At 60.8% G+C, this 19,761-nt stretch carries 17 protein-coding genes; 12 read left to right on the top strand and 5 right to left on the bottom strand.

All coding sequences use genetic code 11. The features are described 5' to 3' along the window. Positions 1 to 83 precede the first annotated feature (83 nt). Positions 84 to 1,109, top strand: a complete 1,026-nt coding sequence (locus tag JF539_RS05700) for a helix-turn-helix transcriptional regulator (RefSeq protein ID WP_207139357.1) — start codon at positions 84 to 86, stop codon at positions 1,107 to 1,109. Positions 1,110 to 1,284: 175 nt separating this feature from the next. Here the strand turns inward: JF539_RS05700 and JF539_RS27475 are convergent, their stop codons facing one another. Then, positions 1,285 to 2,019 (bottom strand): VPLPA-CTERM sorting domain-containing protein, encoded by a 735-nt coding sequence (locus JF539_RS27475; RefSeq protein WP_209017012.1) that lies wholly within the window; start codon positions 2,017 to 2,019, stop codon positions 1,285 to 1,287. A gap of 252 nt (positions 2,020 to 2,271) precedes the next feature. Here JF539_RS27475 and JF539_RS05690 point away from each other — a divergent pair, with 252 nt between their 5' ends. After that, complete coding sequence (locus JF539_RS05690) at positions 2,272 to 4,107, top strand: SLC13 family permease (RefSeq protein ID WP_207139356.1); 1,836 nt, start codon at positions 2,272 to 2,274, stop codon at positions 4,105 to 4,107. Between the two features lie 36 nt (positions 4,108 to 4,143). Beyond that, the gene (locus JF539_RS05685; RefSeq protein ID WP_207139355.1) at positions 4,144 to 4,914 is read left to right on the top strand and encodes an arginyltransferase; all 771 of its coding nucleotides are present in this window, start codon (positions 4,144 to 4,146) and stop codon (positions 4,912 to 4,914) included. A 97-nt stretch (positions 4,915 to 5,011) separates the two neighbouring features. On the opposite strand, the gene JF539_RS05680 is transcribed toward JF539_RS05685, so the two are convergent. Next, positions 5,012 to 5,722 (bottom strand): uracil-DNA glycosylase, encoded by a 711-nt coding sequence (locus tag JF539_RS05680; protein WP_207139354.1) that lies wholly within the window; start codon positions 5,720 to 5,722, stop codon positions 5,012 to 5,014. Then, complete coding sequence (locus tag JF539_RS05675) at positions 5,694 to 6,287, bottom strand: NYN domain-containing protein (protein ID WP_207139353.1); 594 nt, start codon at positions 6,285 to 6,287, stop codon at positions 5,694 to 5,696. The genes JF539_RS05680 and JF539_RS05675 overlap by 29 nt, the downstream gene beginning before the upstream one ends. Before the next feature lie 382 nt (positions 6,288 to 6,669). On the opposite strand from JF539_RS05675, the gene rpoZ reads away from it, so the two are divergent. From rpoZ to recO, 8 genes are all read left to right on the top strand, one after another. Then, positions 6,670 to 7,068 carry a DNA-directed RNA polymerase subunit omega gene (gene rpoZ / locus JF539_RS05670; protein WP_207139352.1) on the top strand — a complete coding sequence of 133 codons (399 nt, stop codon included), beginning with the start codon at positions 6,670 to 6,672 and terminating at the stop codon, positions 7,066 to 7,068. Between the two features lie 225 nt (positions 7,069 to 7,293). Further along, positions 7,294 to 9,540: a RelA/SpoT family protein gene (locus JF539_RS05665; RefSeq protein WP_207139351.1), complete on the top strand. Its 2,247-nt coding sequence runs from the start codon at positions 7,294 to 7,296 to the stop codon at positions 9,538 to 9,540. Between the two features lie 47 nt (positions 9,541 to 9,587). Then, positions 9,588 to 10,169 carry an orotate phosphoribosyltransferase gene (gene pyrE / locus JF539_RS05660; protein WP_207139350.1) on the top strand — a complete coding sequence of 194 codons (582 nt, stop codon included), beginning with the start codon at positions 9,588 to 9,590 and terminating at the stop codon, positions 10,167 to 10,169. 22 nt (positions 10,170 to 10,191) lie between these two features. After that, a complete protein-coding gene (locus JF539_RS05655) occupies positions 10,192 to 10,794 on the top strand; it encodes a DUF2062 domain-containing protein (protein ID WP_207139349.1) in 603 nt (200 codons plus the stop codon). Between the two features lie 230 nt (positions 10,795 to 11,024). Beyond that, positions 11,025 to 11,777: a signal peptidase I gene (lepB, locus tag JF539_RS05650; RefSeq protein ID WP_207139348.1), complete on the top strand. Its 753-nt coding sequence runs from the start codon at positions 11,025 to 11,027 to the stop codon at positions 11,775 to 11,777. A 45-nt stretch (positions 11,778 to 11,822) separates the two neighbouring features. Beyond that, positions 11,823 to 12,530 (top strand): ribonuclease III, encoded by a 708-nt coding sequence (rnc, locus tag JF539_RS05645; protein ID WP_207139347.1) that lies wholly within the window; start codon positions 11,823 to 11,825, stop codon positions 12,528 to 12,530. 90 nt (positions 12,531 to 12,620) lie between these two features. Further along, the gene (gene era / locus JF539_RS05640; protein WP_207140858.1) at positions 12,621 to 13,547 is read left to right on the top strand and encodes a GTPase Era; all 927 of its coding nucleotides are present in this window, start codon (positions 12,621 to 12,623) and stop codon (positions 13,545 to 13,547) included. A gap of 33 nt (positions 13,548 to 13,580) precedes the next feature. Next, entirely contained in the window at positions 13,581 to 14,336 is a 756-nt protein-coding gene (recO, locus tag JF539_RS05635) for a DNA repair protein RecO (RefSeq protein ID WP_207139346.1), read from the top strand. Positions 14,337 to 14,361: 25 nt separating this feature from the next. Here recO and JF539_RS05630 read toward each other — a convergent pair whose 3' ends face one another. Continuing rightward, on the bottom strand, positions 14,362 to 16,263 hold the full coding sequence (locus JF539_RS05630; RefSeq protein ID WP_207139345.1) for a putative bifunctional diguanylate cyclase/phosphodiesterase: 1,902 nt from the start codon (positions 16,261 to 16,263) through the stop codon (positions 14,362 to 14,364). Positions 16,264 to 16,618: 355 nt separating this feature from the next. On the opposite strand from JF539_RS05630, the gene parC reads away from it, so the two are divergent. Next, positions 16,619 to 18,874 (top strand): DNA topoisomerase IV subunit A, encoded by a 2,256-nt coding sequence (gene parC / locus JF539_RS05625; RefSeq protein WP_207139344.1) that lies wholly within the window; start codon positions 16,619 to 16,621, stop codon positions 18,872 to 18,874. On the opposite strand, the gene JF539_RS05620 is transcribed toward parC, so the two are convergent. After that, complete coding sequence (locus JF539_RS05620; protein WP_328809201.1) at positions 18,871 to 19,692, bottom strand: AraC family transcriptional regulator; 822 nt, start codon at positions 19,690 to 19,692, stop codon at positions 18,871 to 18,873. The two genes, parC and JF539_RS05620, sit on opposite strands and share 4 nt — an antisense overlap. Positions 19,693 to 19,761: the final 69 nt, after the last annotated feature.

Genomic DNA, 19,761 nt, shown 5'->3' with positions numbered 1-19,761 from the left:
GACAGCGCGCGCTCCGCCGCAAGGACGATTGCGGCCGGAAAGCGCAGGCGTCAGCGGGCCGCCAGGGGGATATGGAATTGAGCATGGGAAAACTGTTCAACACGAGGCTGATGGTCGCCCCCGCGCGGATCGTGACAGAGCTGACGAGCCAGGAATTCACCCGTAGCGTCACCCGGTCGGTCGGGCTCCACGACACCTTCTTCGAGGGGCCGCCGGCCTTCGCGCCCTACCAGTTTCAGGCGAAATGGGTCGAGGTGGCCGCACGCAGGCTGGGCGAGCCGCATCTGGGGGCGTTGATCGGCACAAAAATGCGCTACAGGGACCTCGGCATCCATGCGGACTACGTGCTGGAAGCCCCGGACGCCGCCAGCGCCCTGGAGCGGGGAAAACAGGCCCTGTCCATGCTCGTTAGCGGATCGCGTTTCGAGACCGTTCTTTCCGGAGACTACCTTGTCGTGCGCTTTTCAACGGGGATCGAAAGAGCGCTCGGATCGCGCCATATCGAGGAAGCCGTACCGCTCCTCCTGACCGATTTCATGCGTCACTTCGCAGGACCGGCCTGGAAACCCGCATGGATCGAGCATCCCCGGCGTGACGGTCCGCCGGGCGCCGCTCTCCTGGACCACTATTACAGGGGCTACGAGGTCCGTCCCGGTCCCATGACGGGACTGGCCATTTCCCTCGCCGATCTCATGCTGCCGAATCCCGTGCCCGCGGATGCGAGAACCAGCCTGACGCTCGAGGACCTGCCGCGCCTTGAGGGAACGTCCGCGCCGGCCGACTTCACCCAGCTCGTCCGCGATGTCCTGAAACTGCAGCTGCGGGTGAGCCCGGCCATGGAAGAGACCATCGCCTCGCAGCTCGGCCTCGGCGTGCGAACGCTGCAGCGGCGTCTTAGAACCGAAGGACGGACATTCCGTGAACTCCGCCTTCAGGAAACCATGCGCCGCGCCTCGGCGCTCATCGCCGCCGGCACCTTCACCATCGCCGAAATCGCGGCAGCGCTCGGCTACGAGGAAGCGAACAGCTTCCGGCGCGCCTACCGGAACTTTTTCGGTCTGGCGCCGTCTGGGCATGGAGGGGGCGCGTTTCACGGCGCACAGTCGTAGACCGACCACTTGAACCCGGTGCGCCCTGTTCCGGCCAACACGGCAGATGATGCGCATGGGCCCGGACCGATGCTGCGAAGAACACGACCTCGCCCGGTTTCCTCGGCTGTCCCGAAACAGAAAAACCGCCAGCGTGAGCCACGCCGGCGGTTTTGTTTTTCGGTTTAGGATCAGATCAGGCGGTGCGTTTGCGGCGGCGCGCCACGAAACCCAGGACACCCAGTCCTCCGACGAGGAGCGGAAGAGCGGCAGGAACCGGAACGGCCGTCACGTCGATCCTTACGACCATGTCGTCAAAGTCGCTGTCGCCGGCGCCGTCGCCCAGGAATGCGAAAACGGACTTGCCGTTGTTGAACAGCGGGCCAAAGGCCAGCGTCAGCCCGGATGCGATCGAACCGGCGTTTTCCGCGCTTTGTCCGCCGCCACCACTGGTGCTGAAAACGAAATCGAGCAGAAACGGCGTCACACCGCTGTCAAACAACGCGGTGATCGTGTCGCCAAACCCCGAAGCCGCCGCTCCCTTGTTGGCAAAGAAAGCGCCACCGAACTCGTTTGAGGAGAAGGTGTTGGTGTTGCCGGCCTCGAACCCAAGATAGGTGAACGTCACCTCGGATTTCCCGGAAAGAGCAAGCCCTCCGCCGGCACCGTTGGAGCTGTTGAAAACCGACAGGCCAAAAGCCGCCGGCTGACCTGCCGGAAGCACCAGATTGCCGTTGTTGTCCCTGAACAGGGCATCGTTTCGGTCAACGGTGCCATCCGCAGTCCTCAAGGATCCGAAATTACCCGGCAGCGAGGTTTCGGCAATCGGATTGCCGACAATGGAAAGTGTCGCGGCGGATGCAGCCGAAGAAACGGCAATCAACGCCGCAGCCAGGATCGCACTGAGTTTCAAGGTTGTGGTCCTCATCATGTTGCGTTCTTCCCGATACTGCTCACTCGAACGACTGATCGTTTGTGATCCCGAGAAAGACTTTCTTGACCTTCAAGATACCCGGTTTACGGGACATTGGCTAAAGGATTTCAGACTTTCTTAAGCCATGGTTAACCAACGCCTCCCCGCACCTTTCACACCAAACTGGTTCCTCCCCCCTTCCCTTCGCCCAACCGCCTGTTCTAAACTGTGTCTTCGCGTTAAACGGCCAGGCAGGCTTCGGGCGGGTGGATGGATTCAGTTGAAATTGCTATGGCGCTGACCTTCGTGGTGATCGCGTCAACCGTCGTTCTCTACGCCCTTGAGCGCTACGCGATTGAAACGGTCGCTCTCGGCTCGGTCACCGCGTTTATCGTCATTTTTTATGTTTTCCCGGTGGAAACGCCGGATGGCCGGACGATCCAGACCGGGGATTTCCTGGCCGGTTTCGCCAACCCGGCGCTCATTACGGTGATCTGCCTGCTGATCATCGGTCAGGGCCTATTTCAAACCGACGCGCTCGAAGGTCCGGCGAAGTCCATCGTCAGGATGACGCGCGGGCGCTCACACCGGGCCGCGATCCCGATCCTGATCGTTGTCGGGGTCCTGAGCGCGTTCTTGAACAATACGCCGGTGGTGGTGATGTTCCTGCCGATCCTGACAGCGGTGGCGGCAACCGTCGGCCAGTCGCCGGCCCGGTTGCTCATGCCGCTTTCCTTCATTGCCATCCTGGGCGGCATGACCACCCTGATCGGCTCGTCCACGAACCTTCTCGTCGCCAATTACGCCGCTCAGATTTCAGACGTCCGGCTGAGTTTCTTCTCGTTCACGCCCATCGGGCTGATCGTCGCGAGTGTCGGCGCGGTCTATGTGCTGTTTGTCATGCCGCGGCTCCTGAGATCCCGAAAGACCATGGCGGAGGAACTGCAGGTCACCTCCGGCAAGCAGTTCATCGCCCAGATCGAAATCACCTACGGCCATCCGCTGGTCGGCGTCGAATCCGTGTCCGGCATGTTTCCGAAACTCAAGGACATGACCGTGCGTCTCGTCCAGCGCGGTCAGAAGCCGATCCTGCCGCCGTTCGAGAACGTTGTGCTGTCTCCCGGCGACACGGTGATCGTCGCCGCCACGAGGACGGCACTCGCCAACGCGCTCGCCCGGCGCCAGCCGCTGATGGAAACAGAAGGCGACGGGAACGGCTCCGGGCGCGAAACGGCCCCCATTCAGGCGGGATCCATCAGCCTGGCGGAAGTGGTCGTTGCCCCTGCCTCGCGCCTGATGGGCCGAACCCTGCCGCAATCCGGCTTTTACAGCGAAACGGGTTGCCTGGTGATGGGCATCCAGCGCCGCAGCCGCATGCCGCGCATGGCGATGAACGACATCCGCATGGAAGCGGGCGACGTGCTGCTGGTGGCCGGCAGCGAAAGCGAAATCGGCCGTTTGCGCGGCAACCGGGACGTGCTTCTGCTCGACTGGTCGACGGCCGAAGTGCCGCGCAAGCGCTATGCGCCACACGCCCTGGCGATCTTCGCCTGCGTGGTGGCGCTCGCCGCCACCGGCCTCGTTCCCATCGTCGCGACCGCTGTTGCCGGCACCTTTGCCATGATCGTCTCCGGCTGCCTCAACATCCGCCAGGCAATGCGCGCGATCGACAGCCGGATTTTCATGCTGGTCGGCGCATCGCTTGCCGGCGCCGTTGCGCTTGAAGGTACCGGCGGGGCGGCCGCGATCGCTTCGGGCCTTGCTCATGTTCTGAACGGGGCACCGCCTCCGGTGATCCTTTCCGCCTTGTTCTTCATCGTCATGGTTCTGACCAACTTCCTGTCGAACAATGCCGCCGCGGTCCTGTTTACCCCGGTCGCCATCAACCTCGCCAACGAGGTCGGCCAGCGGCCGGACGCCTTTGTCGTCTGCCTGATCATCGCCGCAAACAGCTCCTTCGCGACACCTGTGGGCTATCAGACCAACCTGATCGTCATGGGTCCGGGCCACTACCGGTTCAACGACTTCGTTCTTGCCGGAACCCCGCTGACGCTGATTTTATGGTTGACCTTCTCGCTGGTCGCCCCATGGTATTACGGGTTATAATAAGAAAGCTCGGCAGAGGTTGCGCGGAACGACAAGGTGACACGGCACCCCACAGACCATCCCCAGTTCTATCTGACCGCGCCGGCGCCTTGCCCCTATCTTGAAGGCAAGCAGGAGCGCAAGGTGTTTACCCATCTGGTCGGCCACGGCGCTCCCGCCTTGAACGAGGTCCTGACCCAGGGCGGCTTCCGGCGCAGCCAGAACATCGCCTACCGGCCGGCCTGCGAAGCCTGTCAGGCCTGCGTGTCGGTCCGGGTCCGGGTGGACGACTTCAACTGGACCAAATCGCTCAAACGGGTATGGAAAGCCGGCGCGGAGATCGTCGGCGCCCGGATGCCAGCGAGCCCGTCGTCCGAGCAATACGACCTCTTCCGCACCTATCTCACCACGCGCCACGAAAACGGCGGCATGACGGAAATGAGCGTGCTCGACTACGCCATGATGGTGGAAGACACCCATGTCGAGACCATGGTGATCGAATACCGCCGCCGCGGACCGGACACGTTCCTGACAGGAACGGGCGAAGGTCCCCTCCTCGGCGTGGCCTTGAGCGATCAGCTCTCCGACGGGCTCTCCATGGTCTATTCCTTTTTCGATCCCGATTTCGCGGAGACCACGCTCGGCACTTACATGATCCTCGACCATGTGGAGCGCGCCCGCAAAATGCGCCTGCCCTATGTCTATCTCGGCTATTGGGTCGAGGGCTCGCCCAAAATGGCCTACAAGGCCCGCTTCAAGCCTCAGGAGCATCTGAGCCCGAACGGCTGGGTCGTCGTCGACGCGGATGCCAGCACCCAGGACACGTGACCGCAGAACCGGGATTTTCACACGGAACGGAGATGACGTCACGGCTCAGGCTCGGGCGTTCAGCGGAGCGAGCCTGGGCAATCGTGGCCAAGTATCTTCAGGAAAGATGGGTCTGGATCTTCACGAACACGGAGCGGAACATGTCTTCCGTCAGGCGGCCGGTGTTGGTGTTGTAACGCGAGCAATGGTAGCTGTCGAACAGTGTCAGCCCGCCTGTCCCGAGATTGTGCTGCGCCCCATGCGCGAAAGGGAATGCGGCCCGGCGCAGGTCCAGGGCGGTCAGAAAAGTCTCGTGAGCGATCCGCCCCAGAGCCAGGACGGCGCGGACCGAGGGATTGGCTGCCAGGGTCGCCAGAAGAAAAGGCCGGCAAGCCTTGATTTCCGGGCCGGTCGGCTTGTTCTGCGGCGGCAGGCAGCGCACCGCGTTGGTGATCATGGCGTCCCTGAGCGTCAGTCCGTCATCCGGCGATGCACGGTAGGTCCCTTGCGCGAAACCGAAGTCGAGGAGCGTCTTGTAAAGCAGATCCCCGGCATAGTCCCCGGTGAAGGGCCGGCCGGTGCAGTTCGCGCCTTTCATGCCGGGGGCCAGTCCGATGACAAGGAGACGCGGGGCTTTGGAGGTAAAGGAGGGTACCGGCGCGTTGAACCAGCCGGGATGGGCCTCCTTCATCTCGTTCCGAAAGGCCACGAGACGCGGACAGACCGGACAGTCCAGCGGCGGGTCGACCGGAACACTACCGCCGTTCACAACGGGTAACTCACAACGAGCATCCAAGATCTCAGTAGTCGTCGTCCTCGTCGTCGTCATCCAGATGCGCGGGCGTTTGCGGACGCGCGGGACGCTCGGAGGGGTCGCGGCCGATCTTGTTGGCGAGGCTGGCCAGATCGATGAAATGGTCGGCCTGCCGGCGCAGGTCGTCTGCGATCATCGGCGGTTGCGTCTTCAACGTGGAGACGACGCTGACCTTGCGACCCTTGCGCTGCAGGGCCTCGACCAGCGAACGAAAGTCGCCGTCGCCGGAGAAGAGAACCACATGATCGACGGACTCGACGAGTTGCATCGCGTCGACCGCCAGTTCGATGTCCATGTTGCCCTTGACCTTGCGGCGCCCTGCGCTGTCGACGAATTCCTTCACAGGTTTGGTGATCACCTTGTAGCCGTTGTAATCGAGCCAGTCGATCAACGGCCGGATCGAGGAATACTCCTGATCCTCGATCAAGGCGGTATAATAATACGCGCGCAGCAGATACGCCTGACCCTGGAACTCCTTCAACAACCGTTTGTAGTCAATGTCAAAGCCGATCGCTTTGGCCGTTGAGTACAAGTTGGCTCCATCAATGAACAAAGCGACCTTTTCTCGAGCATCAAACATCTTATTTGAAACCTTTCCGAGTCATATGCATTGACTACTTAGTTGTGGCAAAGAATCCGGCTCCCACCAGCCAAACCCCAGACTGTCCACTGTCCAATCAACGCATATTTATGCTGTGAAGAGCTGTAGCCTGCTCAGCTTCCGCCAGCCTTTTTTGTTTTAGTTTTTCCCAACGGCTTTTTGATTCTCTCTATAGCCGTTTTAGTGGCCTACACTATAATATTGGGACCGATCAACGCAAAAGCGAGAGCTTCATTTAAAAAACGCTCAAAACTTCGGGGAAAAGCGGCCGTCCCCTCATAATTGTGACAGGGGGTTGCTTTTTAGATATGTGAACACTATACGCTGATCTTTCAAGCCCTTTAGCCTATGGAGACGTCGAATGGCGCGCGTGACCGTCGAAGATTGCATCGACAAGGTCGAAAACCGGTTTGAGCTGGTGCTGCTTGCTGCGCATCGCGCTCGCATGATCTCAAGCGGTTCGCCGCTCACGATCGAACGCGACAACGACAAGAACCCCGTTGTCGCCCTGAGAGAGATCGCAGAGCAGACCGTCAGCCCGGAAGACATGAAAGAGGACCTGATCCACTCCCTGCAGAAGTTTGTGGAAGTGGACGAGCCGGAAGCCGAAGCCGTGCCGGTTGTGCCCTCCAGCCAACAGCAGCTTACCCAGGTCAATTCCGTTGACGACAGCGCGGTGGAATTCGACCGCATGTCTGAAGAAGACCTGCTGCGCGGCCTGGAAGGTCTGGTTCCGCCGGAACGGACGGACGACGTCTAAGCGTCTCAGCGTTTTAACCGAAGCACCACCGGTTCGCGGTGGCGCTTCGGGCGGTTTAACTTACCCCGCTGATTTTCTGCCGATCGCAAGCGCGGTGAATTTCAAATTCGAAAATCTCACTAGAAATCTCATCAGCTAGTCACCTTTTTGAAATTGAAGTTCGTTCAGTGTTTGCCGGACAGCGGGACGAACTCCAGGCTCAGGTGACGAGGGTCGGTTGCGGCCATGATGCGTCAATACGAACTCGTTGAACGGGTTACGCGCTACAATCCGGATGCGGATGAAGCCTTGCTCAACAAGGCCTATGTCTACGGCATGCAGAAGCACGGCCCGCAGACGCGCGCATCGGGCGATCCCTATTTCTCTCATCCGCTCGAAGTCGCCGCGATCCTGACGGATCTGCGCCTGGACGATGCGACCATCGCCGTCGCCCTCCTGCACGACACCATCGAGGACACCGACGCCACCCGGGCGGAAATCGACTCCCTGTTCGGCGAGGAAATCGGCAAGCTCGTCGAAGGCCTCACCAAGATCAAGCGGCTCGACCTGGTGTCCCAGAAGGCAAAGCAGGCGGAAAACTTCCGCAAGCTGATCCTGGCCATCGCCGACGATGTCCGGGTGCTTCTGGTCAAGCTCGCCGACCGGCTTCACAACATGCGTACGCTGCATCACATGCCGCAGCACAAGCGCGGCCGGATCGCCGAGGAAACCATGGAGATCTATGCGCCGCTCGCCGGGCGCATGGGCATGCACGACATGCGTGAGGAACTGGAGGATATTTCCTTCAAGACGCTCAACCCGGAAGCCTACGAGACCATCACGGACCGTCTGGCGGACCTGAGGGAGCGCAACCGCGATCTGATCAGGGACATCGAAACCACCTTGACCGAACGCCTGAGCGACCGGGGCATGGCGGCGCTCGTCAAGGGGCGCGAGAAACGGCCCTATTCGATCTTCCGCAAGATGCAGCGCAAGGCCATCGGCTTCGAGCAACTGTCCGATATCTACGGCTTTCGCGTGACCGTCGGCACCGTGGAGGCATGTTATCGCGTGCTCGGCGTGATCCACACCACCTGGCCCACCGTTCCGGGCCGGTTCAAGGACTACATCTCGACGCCGAAACAAAACGACTATCAGTCGCTCCACACCACCATCGTCGGCCCGTCCCGTCAGCGGGTCGAGCTGCAGATCCGTACCATGGCCATGGAGCGTGTCGCGGAATACGGCATCGCCGCGCATGCGCTCTACAAGGACGGCGAACTCGGCGGCCGCAACATCGCCCGCCACTCGGAGGACTGCCGCGCCTTCGAATGGCTCCGGCGCACGACCGAGCTTCTCGCCCAGGGCGACACGCCGGAAGAATTCCTGGAAAACACCAAGCTGGAGCTGTTTCACGACCAGGTCTTCTGCTTCACTCCCAAGGGACGGCTGATCGCCCTGCCCCGGGGCGCGACCCCGATCGACTTCGCCTACGCGGTCCATACCGGCATCGGCAACACCTGTGTGGGCTGCAAGGTCAACGGCAAGATCATGCCGCTCGTCACCGAACTCCACAACGGGGACGAAGTGGAAATCATCCGCTCTCCGGCCCAGACGCCACCGCCGGCCTGGGAGGCGATCGCCACCACCGGCAAGGCTCGCGCGGCCATCCGCCGAGCCACAAGGGAATCCGTGCGCAAGCAGTACGGAGCGCTCGGGGAACACATCCTCAAACGCGCCTTCGCCCGGGCCGAAAAGGTCTATTCGGAGGATCTTCTCGAAGCGGTTCTCGCCAATCACAATCAGACCAGCGTCGCGGATCTGCTTGCGGCGGTAGGCCGGGGCGACCTGAGTGCCCAGACCGTTCTGAAGTCGGCGCACCCGGACTATCAGGACGAGCGAGTGGCCATTTCCGGCCCCCCGATGGAGGAAGGCTGGTTCGGCCTGAAAAAAGGCCACGGCCTCAAGTTCCGCATCCCTCCTGTTGGTGTCGACGGCAGCAAAGCGGACGGCGAACTGCCGGCTGAAGACTTCGAGGGGCCGGCCCTACCGATCCGCGGGCTGTCCGGCGACATTCCGGTCAGTTTCGCTCCGGAAGGCGGCGCTGTGCCGGGAGACCGGATCGTCGGCATCTTGACCCCCTCCGAAGGCCTGACCATCTATCCGATACAGTCACCGGCCCTGAAGGAATTCGACGACCAGACCGAGCGCTGGGTAGATGTGCGCTGGGACATCGATGTCAACAATCCGGAGCGTTTTCCGGCGAGACTGGACGTCTCGGCGGCCAATGAGCCCGGGTCCCTGGCAACCATCGCTCAAGTAATCGGAGAAAACAGCGGCAACATCGACAATCTGAAAATGATGCAGCGGGCTTCCGATTTTCACCAGATGATTATCGATCTGGAAGTCTGGGATCTGAAACACCTGAACCGGATCATCAACCAGCTCCGCACCAAACCAAATGTTTCAAGCGTCAGCCGGGTCAACGGCTGAGACCGGCATGAAACCGGGCGCGACCAATTCGAAAAGGATCTTGTTTCATGACACGCGATGAAGTCCTCGCCGTTTTCCGGGAGGCCGGTGCCATACTGGAGGGACATTTCATATTGACTTCCGGCCTGCGCAGCCCGGTTTTTCTGCAGAAGGCACGGGTTTTCATGTATCCGGACAAAACGGAAAAGCTCTGCAAAGCGCTGGCGGACAAGGTGCGGACCGCCGGGCTTGGACCGATCGACTACATCGTCTCCCCCGCCCTCGGCGGCCTGATCCCCGGCTACGAGACGGCCCGGCATCTCAACGTCCCGGCCATGTGGGTGGAACGGGAAGACGGCGAGTTCCGGCTGCGCCGTTTCGAGCTGCCGAAGGGGTCCCGCGTGATCATTGTCGAAGATATCGTCACGACCGGGCTTTCAAGTCGCGAAACGGTAACCTCGTTGAAAGCTCTTGGTGCTGAAGTCCTCGCGGTTGCCTGCCTGATCGACCGCTCCGGCGGCGAAGCGGATGTTTCCGTGCCACTCGTCGCGCTGGCGGACTACAAGGTCCCCGCCTACGAACCGGACAATCTGCCACCGGACCTGGCGGCCCTGCCCGCGGTCAAACCGGGCAGCCGCGGATTGAGCTGACAAAAGGACACGACTGAGGACCATGCTGTTTCAACGCCGACAAAAGCCGACGCGCATCGAACGATTGCGCGTAGCCGTTTGGCCGCGGAACAGCTGGTCGCGTTCGACCCGGTATTTCGGCAAACGCGTGCTGCGTCTGACGGCAACGCCGCATGCGATCGCGCTCGGCTTCGCGGCGGGAGCCTTTGCCTCCTGCACGCCCCTCGTGGGGTTTCACTTTCTCACCGGTTTCGCCATCGCCTTTCTCGTGCGTGGCAACCTGATCGCTTCCGCGCTCGGAACCTCGGTCGGCAATCCGCTGACCTTTCCGTTCATCTGGGCCTTCACCTTCAAGATCGGCCAATGGATCCTGCACGGGCAGGCCCCGGAGACGGATCCGCATCAGGTCCACAGACAGTTTCAGCATGGCCTTTTCGAAAGTTCCCTGGATGCGGTCTGGCCGATGCTGAAACCCATGTTCGTCGGCGCTGTTCCTTTGGGTCTCGTCGTCGGATCGGTGTCTTACGCGGTCGTCTACAAAAGCGTGGAGATCTATCAACGCCGCCGCAAGCAGTCGCTGGCCACCAAGGGCAATCGGCTGTATCCCGCCCCAGCAACCGCACCGGACGAAGACAGTGGCGCTTGAAACCGCGAACAGGCGGGCGGCCCCGGTGAAAGCGCTTTTCATTGCATTGCGTACCGCCGCGCGAAGGGCTACAAGTCCGGCTGGCGGCCGCGCGCCGGGGTTGGCAGAGACTCAACCGGAATCGTTTGATTCTGCAAAAAAATGGCCGGCCGCAGAACGGTGAGCGTTTTTGTGCGTTCTCTTCAAAGCATGATGCCCGAAAGGCCTGCGGACGAACGTTAAGGGACAAAATGAGCGTGACAGACAACAAGAAAGAAACGGAAAGCGGCCTCTACGAGACAGTCAAGGTCGTCGTTCAGGCGCTTCTGCTCGCCCTTATCGTGCGGACCTTTCTGTTTCAGCCGTTCAACATCCCTTCCGGTTCGATGAAGGACACGCTTCTGATCGGCGATTACCTGTTCGTATCGAAGTACAGCTACGGATATTCACGGTTTTCCTTCCCCTTCGGGCTGGCGCCGTTTTCAGGGCGTTTTTTCGCATCCGAACCGGAACGCGGCGACGTTGCCGTGTTCAAGCTGCCGACGGACACCTCCACGGACTACATCAAACGGGTTATCGGCCTGCCGGGTGACACCATCCAGGTCATTGAAGGTATCGTGCACATCAACGGAAAACCGGTGAAGCGCGAGCGGATCGACGACTACATCGAACAGTCCCCCTCCGGCGCCGTGCGCAGGGTACCGCGCTACCGCGAAACGCTGCCGAACGGCGTTTCCTACGATACGCTGGACCTTACGTCCAACGGCATGCTGGACAATACCCGCGAATACGAGGTTCCCGAGGGCAGTTACTTCATGATGGGTGACAACCGGGACAATTCCGTCGACAGCCGCGTGCTCAACAAGGTCGGCTATGTGCCCTTTGAAAATTTCATGGGACGCGCCGAGATCCTGTTCTTCTCCATCAAGGACGAAACGCCTGCCTGGCAGATCTGGACATGGCCCTGGAGCGTGCGCTGGGAGCGGATCGGACGGACCCTTTGAAGACCGCGTTCCGGGGTCCAGAGCACCGGAAAACGTGACGGCCAAATGACTGAAAAACTGAAACCGAATGCGATTTCGTCGCTGAAAGCCGCCTTGCAGTATGACTTCAGGGATCTGGAGCTTTTGCGCGTCGCCCTCACCCATGCCAGTGCGCTCGCACCTTCGGAGACCGTTTCAGGCAGTTACCAGAGGCTGGAATTTCTGGGCGACCGGGTGCTCGGTCTGGCGATTGCCAGCATGCTTCACCGGCATTTCCCCAAGGCGGACGAAGGCGAGCTGGCGCGCCGGTTCAATCACATGGTCAAGCGCGAGACCTGCGCGGAGATCGCCCAGGAACTCGGTGTCGGAGAGGCCATGCGCATCGGTCTCGCCGAAGCGCAAACCGGCGGGCGCAAGAAGACCGCGCTACTGGCCGATATGTGCGAGGCGGTCATCGCGGCGATCTATCTCGACGGCGGCTATGGCCCTGCCGAGGCTTTTATCGAGCGCCTTTGGGAACCGCGTATGCTATCCTGGTCGGGTCCGCTCAGGGACGCCAAGACCACGCTGCAGGAATGGGCCCAGTCCAAGGGTCTACCTACTCCAAATTATGAGGTCAGCGGCCGGGACGGACCGGACCATGCGCCGAATTTCACCGTTTCGGTGGCCGTTCAGGGTCTCGCGCCCGGCGAAGGACGGGGCGGATCGAAACGGCTGGCGGAACAGAATGCCGCCGAAGCCGTGTTGCGCCGGGAAGGCGTCTGGAAGGAATAAAGACATTTGAGCGACCAAGACGAGACGGCCGGGCCGGAAACCGAAGCGGATGAAGACAATGGCTTCAAGCCGCCGAAAGGCCGGTTCGACATGCCCCTGCCCGATCCCCTGCCGGCCATGCCGGGCGGCACCAAGGCCGGTTTCATCGCGCTGATCGGCGCCCCAAACGCGGGCAAGTCGACATTGATCAATCAGCTCGTGGGCACCAAGGTCTCGATCGTGACCCACAAGGTGCAGACCACGCGCACCATTGTGCGCGGTGTTGCCATGCACGGGGCGGCCCAGCTCGTATTCATCGACACACCGGGAATTTTCAAGCCGAAACGCAGGCTGGACCGGGCCATGGTCGACACCGCCTGGGGCGGCGCCCGCGACGCGGATCTGATTGCGCTCCTGATCGACGCCCGCAAGGGGATCGACGAGGAAGTGGAGAACATCCTCAAGCGGCTCTCGGGCCAGAGCGCCCCCAAGGTTCTGATCCTGAACAAGACGGACATCGCCAAGCGGGAAAAACTGCTGCAGCTGGCGCAGAAGGCCAACGAGTTTCTCGAATTCGAGGAGACCTTCATGGTGTCGGCGCTGACCGGCGACGGGACGGAGGCAATACTCGATCATTTCGCCTCCAGGGTTCCGGAAGGGCCCTGGCTTTACCCCGACGACCAGCCGTCCGACCTGCCCTTGCGCATTCTCGCCGCGGAGATTACCCGGGAGAAACTGTTCGAGCGCCTGCACCAGGAACTGCCCTACATTTCCACGGTGGAGACGGAACGCTGGGAAACCCGCAAGGACGGCTCCGCCCGGATCGAGCAGACCATCTACGTGGAGCGCGACAGCCAGAAGAGCATCGTTCTCGGCAAGCGCGGCCAGACAATCAAGGCCATCTCCCAGGCTGCCCGGGAGGAACTCTCCGACATCATCGAGGCCCCCGTGCATCTGTTCCTGTTCGTGAAGGTGCGCGAGAACTGGGCGGACGATCCGGAGCGCTACCGGGAAATGGGCCTGGAATTTCCGAAGTGATTTGACCAAGCGTCTTTGCCGGGGATCTTAGAGGTGGAATGGAGCGGACGCGGGGTGGTCCTGACCACCCGCAGACACGGCGAGAACGACATCATTCTGGAGGCTATGACGCTGGAGCATGGCCGCCACCTCGGTCTCGTGCGCGGTGGACGCTCAAGACGCCAGCGCCCGATGCTCCAGCCTGGTAACGAGCTCACCCTGACCTGGAAAGCGCGGCTTGCGGATCAGCTCGGACAATTCCAGATCGAGCCGGAAAATCTGCGCGCCGGCGATCTCATGACCGGCACGGTCGGTTTGACGGCCCTGCAGCACCTGGCCTTTCTCGCCCGGCTGTTGCCGGAGCGCCATCCCTATCCGCGTCTCTACCACGCGCTCTGCGTCGTGCTCGATCATCTCGGGACGCCCGACGCGGCGGCCGCCCTTCTGATCCGGTTCGAGCTCGAACTTCTCAAAGACCTGGGTCTGGGGCTGGATCTGACAGCCTGCGCCGCCACCGGCATTACGGAAGACCTGATCTATGTATCGCCGCGTTCAGCGCGTGCCGTCAGCCGCGATGCCGGGAAGCCCTATCATGACAAATTGTTGCCCCTGCCATCCTTTCTCCTGGACGGCCAGCGCCAGGCAGGCAGTGAACTGACCTGGGCCGACGTCACCCAGGGGTTCGGCCTGACCGGGTTCTTTTTGAACCGCTTTCTCGAAGAGCACAACATCCGGAACAGCGGAACCCGGGAGCCGCTGCTGACCGCTTTGGAAAAGGAATATCGGGAAGATTTTCCCTGGAATTTCTGAACCGGGACCGTTCTGGGTGCCGCGGTCAGGAGACGACGGCACGGGTTTCCTCGCACGACGCCGGTTCAATTGTTCGTCCGGAGCGCAGCAGCGAATCCAGATCCTCACCGGCCAACGGTTTCGAATAGAGGTAGCCCTGAACGTACCGGGCACCGAGATTTTTCAATACTTCCAGTTCCGCGTGTGTCTCGACGCCCTCGACAATGCACAAGATCCCCCTGTCCCGGCACAGTGCAAGCATTGACTTCACGATGCCGTAGCCGGTCGTTTCCGGATGGATCCCGCTGACGAAACTTCGGTCGACCTTGAGGCAGTCGAGCGGCAGATTGTGGATATGAGACAGGCTGGAATAGCCGGTCCCGAAATCGTCGAGCGACAGCCGGATACCTGCTTCCTTCAAAGTCCTGATGGTTTTCTGAGCTTCGGTGAAATCCCAAAGGACCGATGTCTCGGTCACTTCGCATGTCAATCTGGCGGGATTGAACCGGTGCTCTTTCAAAAGTTCCAGGAAAGTGACGGCAAACCCTCTCGACGAGAGGTTCGTTGCCGACAGATTGAAGGCGATGCGCAGATCGTCCGGCCAGTTCGCGGCCGCGACAAGAGCCTTGATGAGCAGGTCCAGGGTCAACCTGTTGATCACCCCGGACTGTTCGGCGATGGGAATGAAACTGCCGGGAGGCACGGAGCCGAGTTCCGCATTGTTCCAGCGCGCGAGGCATTCCACGCCGATGATGCGGTTGCTTTCGATTTCGACGATTGGCTGATAGGCAACCGACATTTCGTCCACAATCGCCGGCGACCGCAATGCCTGCGCGATGCGGGTGTTCAGAGACATCTGCTCGCGGTGATCCGCGCCGAACAGGACCACAGGGTCGTTTTTGTTGCGTTTTCCGAGTTGCTGGGCATAGACCGCCTTTTCAAGAAGGACGATCGGCGATGCCACGGCTTCGTGAAGCCGGGCAAGTCCCGCATGGTAGCTCAACCGGACCTGCGTTTCGGGTAAGCTGAAACTCTCGGCAAACAGATCCCGGAAAAAAGCCTTCGCCCAAGGCAGATCGAAGTCTCCGTTATCCGCCAGGATTGCGAACTCGTCTCCCGCGAGACGGGCGCCGAAACTCTCCGAAGACAGTTTTTCGTCCAGCCGCCGGGCGACTTCAAGCAGAACTTCGTCGCCGACCTTGACGCCGTAGATTTCATTGATCGTTCTCAGGCCGCCCAGGTCGAAGATACACAGCACCAGGGGCGTTCCAGCGATCTTTGCCGCCTCGAAGCGTCTATCCAGCTCGGCTAGAAAGCACCGCCTGTTCGGCAATCCCGTGAGACTGTCATGGTTGGCGATGTGATAGTTCTGCTCGCTCAGTTCCCAGGTCTCGACCTGCTTCCGCTCCAGTTCCTCGGCCTGCGCCTTCAGGTCCTTGCTTGTGTGGATGAGCTTCACGAAATCCAGGTACTGCATGTTGAGTACGAGGACCATTCCGCAAGACACGAGAGCAAGGAAAACGGCAACGAACAGAAATTGTTGCTGATTGTAGTTATAAAAATACGCGAGGTAGATGCCGTTCGCCAGGACCGTTGACAAGATCATCATCTTACGCAAGTTCATCAAGGTGAAAATGATGACAAAGAACATCACCGAAATGACGAAGAGCGTCTGCACCTGCAGGTCGGGATCGCCGTAGGGAAAAAACGACAGCATCCAGAGCGTGAACAGACCTGTCGAGACGACCGTCACGAACTTGATCTTCCCGTGCCAGCGCTCGAGCTCCGCCCGGCCGGGCCGCGCGTTCCAGCGCTTGAGGCTGATGAAGATGCGTTGCCCCATGTAGAGCGTCATTGCGGCAGGATAGATCAGGGTTACCCAGATCGGCGCGACGGACCAATGGGTCATCGCCAGCCACCAGCCGCCGAAAAGGGCTATGACATACATAAACGGCGCTTGCCGGGAAATTGAGCGGTATTGCGCGGCCGCGACGTCAAGATCGCTGCTGTCTTCTCTTAAAAAGCCAAAAATATCTTTATTTATTATATTTATAATTCGCCTGAACATGAACACAACTGCACTGATGAAAGCGGCATCGATAACTTAACCTGAAAAGCTTAAACAAAACTAATTTTTCTTTCTTGACGTGCGAGGACAAGTGGGCAGAAGCGCCACGGTGCCGATCATCAATGTCTCGTCGGTTATCCATCTGTTGCTCGAAATCCGTTGAAAATCCGCCCTTCCCGGCCGGAAATCCGACGAACGAATTGCGCCGGCTCACATAAGAAGCTAGCAAGCCATTATGGGAAAAGAGACGACACCGCCTCCCTCCGGCGGCATTGAAGGGATCAACCTCAAGGAAGCGCTGGAAGAGCGCTACCTGGCCTATGCCCTTTCGACCATCATGCACCGGGCCCTGCCGGACGTGCGGGACGGTCTGAAGCCGGTTCACCGGCGGCTGCTTTACGCCATGAGGCTTTTGAAACTCGATCCGGGCGCCGGTTTCAAGAAATGCGCGCGCGTGGTCGGTGACGTCATCGGCAAATACCATCCGCACGGCGACCAGGCGGTCTACGACGCGCTTGTCCGCCTTGCCCAGGACTTCGCGCAACGCTATCCGCTGATCGACGGACAGGGCAATTTCGGCAATGTGGACGGCGATAACGCCGCCGCCATGCGTTACACCGAAGCGCGCATGACCGACACGGCCCGGCGCCTGCTCGACGGTCTCGACGAGAACGCGGTCGACTTCCGCGAAACCTACGACGGCGAGGACAAGGAACCGATCGTTCTGCCCGGCGGTTTTCCCAACCTTCTCGGCAACGGCTCCTCGGGCATCGCGGTCGGCATGGCCACCTCCATCCCGCCACACAACGCCTATGAGCTGTGCATGGCGTGCCAGCACCTGATCCAGAATCCGAAGGCGGAGGTCGACGAACTTCTGGAGCACATCCAGGGTCCGGACTTTCCGACCGGCGGGCTGCTGGTGTCGGACCAGGGGTCCATCCGGGAAGCCTATGCGACGGGCCGTGGCAGTTTTCGCGTCCGCGCCCGCTGGGAGGTTGAGGATCTCGGGCGCGGTCAATGGGCGATCGTCGTCACGGAAATCCCCTATCAGGTGCAGAAGTCGCGGCTGATCGAGAAAATCGCCGAGCTGCTGACCGCCCGCAAGCTGCCGCTTCTGGACGACGTTCGCGACGAATCGGCCGAAGATATCCGGATCGTGCTGGTGCCGCGCTCGCGCAATGTCGACGCCGCCCTCCTGATGGAATCCCTGTTCAAACTAACGGATCTGGAAAACCGGTTCTCCTTGAACATGAACGTGCTCTCCATGGGCCGGGTGCCCATGGTGATGGGTCTCAAGCAGGTGCTGCGCGAGTGGCTCGACCACCGCAAGGTGGTTCTGATCCGACGGTCCGAGCACCGGCTTGCCCAGATCAACCACCGGCTGGAAGTGCTTGAAGGCTATCTGGTCGCCTATCTGAACCTCGACGAGGTCATCCGCATCATCCGCGAAGAGGACGATGCCAAGGGCGAGTTGATGCGGGTGTTCGAACTGACCGACGTCCAGGCGGAAGCGATCCTCAACATGCGCCTGCGCTCCTTGCGCAAGCTGGAAGAACTGGAGATCCGCAAGGAACACGAAAAGCTTACCGACGAAAAGGACCAGTTGACCAAGCTGCTTGGCTCCGACGCCCGCCAGTGGACCAAGATATCCAAGGAAATCGGTGAGATGGCCAAGGTCTACGGACCGGAAACCGACATCGGCAAGAGACGGACCGACAAGGCCGAAGCACCGGAAGCGGATATCGTCGACATCCAGCAGGCCATGATCGAGAAGGAACCGATCACGGTCATCATCTCCGAAAAAGGCTGGATCCGGGCCCTGAAAGGCCATCAGAGCGACCTGTCGAGCCTGTCGTTCAAGCAGGGCGACAAGCTGAAACTTTCCTTCCACGCCGAAACAACCGACAAGATCCTGATCTTTTCCACCGGCGGCAAGTTCTTCACGCTCGGCGCCGATCGCCTGCCCGGCGGTCGTGGTCACGGCGAGCCGATCCGCCTGATAGTGGAAATGGACGAGGCCCAGGATGTGGTCAACGCGTTTGTCTACAAGCCGGGCCGGATGCTTCTGGTTGCCAGCAACGAGGCGCGTGGCTTTGTCGTCGGCGAGGACGACGTGATCGCAAATACCAGAAAAGGCAAGCAGGTGCTTAACCTGACGACGCCTTGCGAAGCCACCTTGTGCGTCGAGGCGACGGGCGATCAGGTGGCCGTGATCGGCGAAAACCGCAAGCTCCTTGTGTTCCCGCTGGCGCAAATACCGCAGATGGGCCGGGGACGGGGTGTGCGCCTGCAACGCTACAGAGACGGCAACCTCTCCGACATCCGTGTTTTCAAGGGCGAGGACGGCCTGACCTGGACCGACAGCTCCGGCCGGAGCTTTACCCGTTCGATGGAAGAGCTCGCCGACTGGCGCGGTGAACGCGGTCAGGCCGGCCGCCTGCCACCAACCGGCTTCCCTAGATCGAACAAGTTCGGGCCGAACGGGCTTTAGAGCGCAGCGGAACGCAGCCGGCGCCAGTGGCCCGGCGACATGCCGAACGCTCGGTTGAAGTGGCGGGTCATGTGGCTTTGATCTGAAAATCCGCTGCTTGTGGCCGCGTCCGCCAAAGAGGCTCCAGCCGCCAGCTCCGTCTTCACCTTGTCCAGTCTGCGCATGATCAGATACCTGTGCGGGCTTGTGCCGAAATAGGACCGGAACTGCCGGGACAACGTGAACCGGTCCATCTGGGCGATGTCTTCCAGCGTCTCGACCGCAATCGGCTCGTCGCAGCACTCCCGCAGGAGATCGCCGCAGGCCTGCAGGGCGGGCCGGTTCAAGAGTTTCTTTTTCGGCGAGGGCGTATCCGAATGCCGCTTCAGGCAAGCCGCAAGGTCGGCCAGCAGACAGTCCCGCTTGAGCGGTCCCATTTCCCGGTCGATATCGACAAGCGCATCGATCAGATCCCTCCGGAATTGCGGCTCTGAAAGCACCGGAGATGTGACAAAGGGCAATCCGCCAGCCTCTTTTGAACCGAGCGCTTCGGAGATCTTTTCCGGCGGAACATAGATCATCCGATAACGGAGGCCGTGTTCGGTTCCGGCCCCACCGTCATGGAGCTCATCGGGGTGAATGACGATGACCTGCCCGGGCATGGAGGCGCGTTCCTCTCCCCGGTATTGAAAGCTCTGAACGCCGCTGAGTGTCAGGCCGATTGCATACGTATCATGCCGGTGCGGTGTGAAACCGTTGCCACGGAACCTGGCCTCTATCCGCTCGATGCCGGCTTCCTCCGGTGCCGCCTTGATTCCGTCCGGTTCCTGGCTGCACAAACGTTCAAGACCGCCTGCCCTGCCGCCCGCTAGATCTCCTGCAGTCTCTTGTCGTTGAAATCCCCGCAT

The sequence above is a fragment of the Roseibium aggregatum genome (assembly GCF_017309185.1).
In the GTDB taxonomy this organism is placed as follows: Bacteria; Pseudomonadota; Alphaproteobacteria; order Rhizobiales; family Stappiaceae; genus Roseibium; species Roseibium aggregatum_B.
The sequence above is the reverse complement of the archived record's forward strand: the minus strand, read 5'-3'. Positions and strand labels throughout refer to the sequence as shown.

Excerpts from the sequence above, each read along its gene's own strand:
- JF539_RS05700 (WP_207139357.1), top strand. The coding sequence starts at position 84 with ATGGGAAAACTGTTCAACACGAGGCTGATGGTCGCCCCCGCGCGGATC.
- JF539_RS27475 (WP_209017012.1), bottom strand. The coding sequence starts at position 2,019 with ATGATGAGGACCACAACCTTGAAACTCAGTGCGATCCTGGCTGCGGCG.
- JF539_RS05690 (WP_207139356.1), top strand. The coding sequence starts at position 2,272 with ATGGATTCAGTTGAAATTGCTATGGCGCTGACCTTCGTGGTGATCGCG.
- JF539_RS05680 (WP_207139354.1), bottom strand. The coding sequence starts at position 5,722 with ATGACGACGACGAGGACGACGACTACTGAGATCTTGGATGCTCGTTGT.
- JF539_RS05675 (WP_207139353.1), bottom strand. The coding sequence starts at position 6,287 with ATGTTTGATGCTCGAGAAAAGGTCGCTTTGTTCATTGATGGAGCCAAC.
- rpoZ (WP_207139352.1), top strand. The coding sequence starts at position 6,670 with ATGGCGCGCGTGACCGTCGAAGATTGCATCGACAAGGTCGAAAACCGG.
- JF539_RS05665 (WP_207139351.1), top strand. The coding sequence starts at position 7,294 with ATGATGCGTCAATACGAACTCGTTGAACGGGTTACGCGCTACAATCCG.
- pyrE (WP_207139350.1), top strand. The coding sequence starts at position 9,588 with ATGACACGCGATGAAGTCCTCGCCGTTTTCCGGGAGGCCGGTGCCATA.
- JF539_RS05655 (WP_207139349.1), top strand. The coding sequence starts at position 10,192 with ATGCTGTTTCAACGCCGACAAAAGCCGACGCGCATCGAACGATTGCGC.
- lepB (WP_207139348.1), top strand. The coding sequence starts at position 11,025 with ATGAGCGTGACAGACAACAAGAAAGAAACGGAAAGCGGCCTCTACGAG.
- rnc (WP_207139347.1), top strand. The coding sequence starts at position 11,823 with ATGACTGAAAAACTGAAACCGAATGCGATTTCGTCGCTGAAAGCCGCC.
- era (WP_207140858.1), top strand. The coding sequence starts at position 12,621 with ATGCCCCTGCCCGATCCCCTGCCGGCCATGCCGGGCGGCACCAAGGCC.
- JF539_RS05630 (WP_207139345.1), bottom strand. The coding sequence starts at position 16,263 with ATGTATGTCATAGCCCTTTTCGGCGGCTGGTGGCTGGCGATGACCCAT.
- parC (WP_207139344.1), top strand. The coding sequence starts at position 16,619 with ATGGGAAAAGAGACGACACCGCCTCCCTCCGGCGGCATTGAAGGGATC.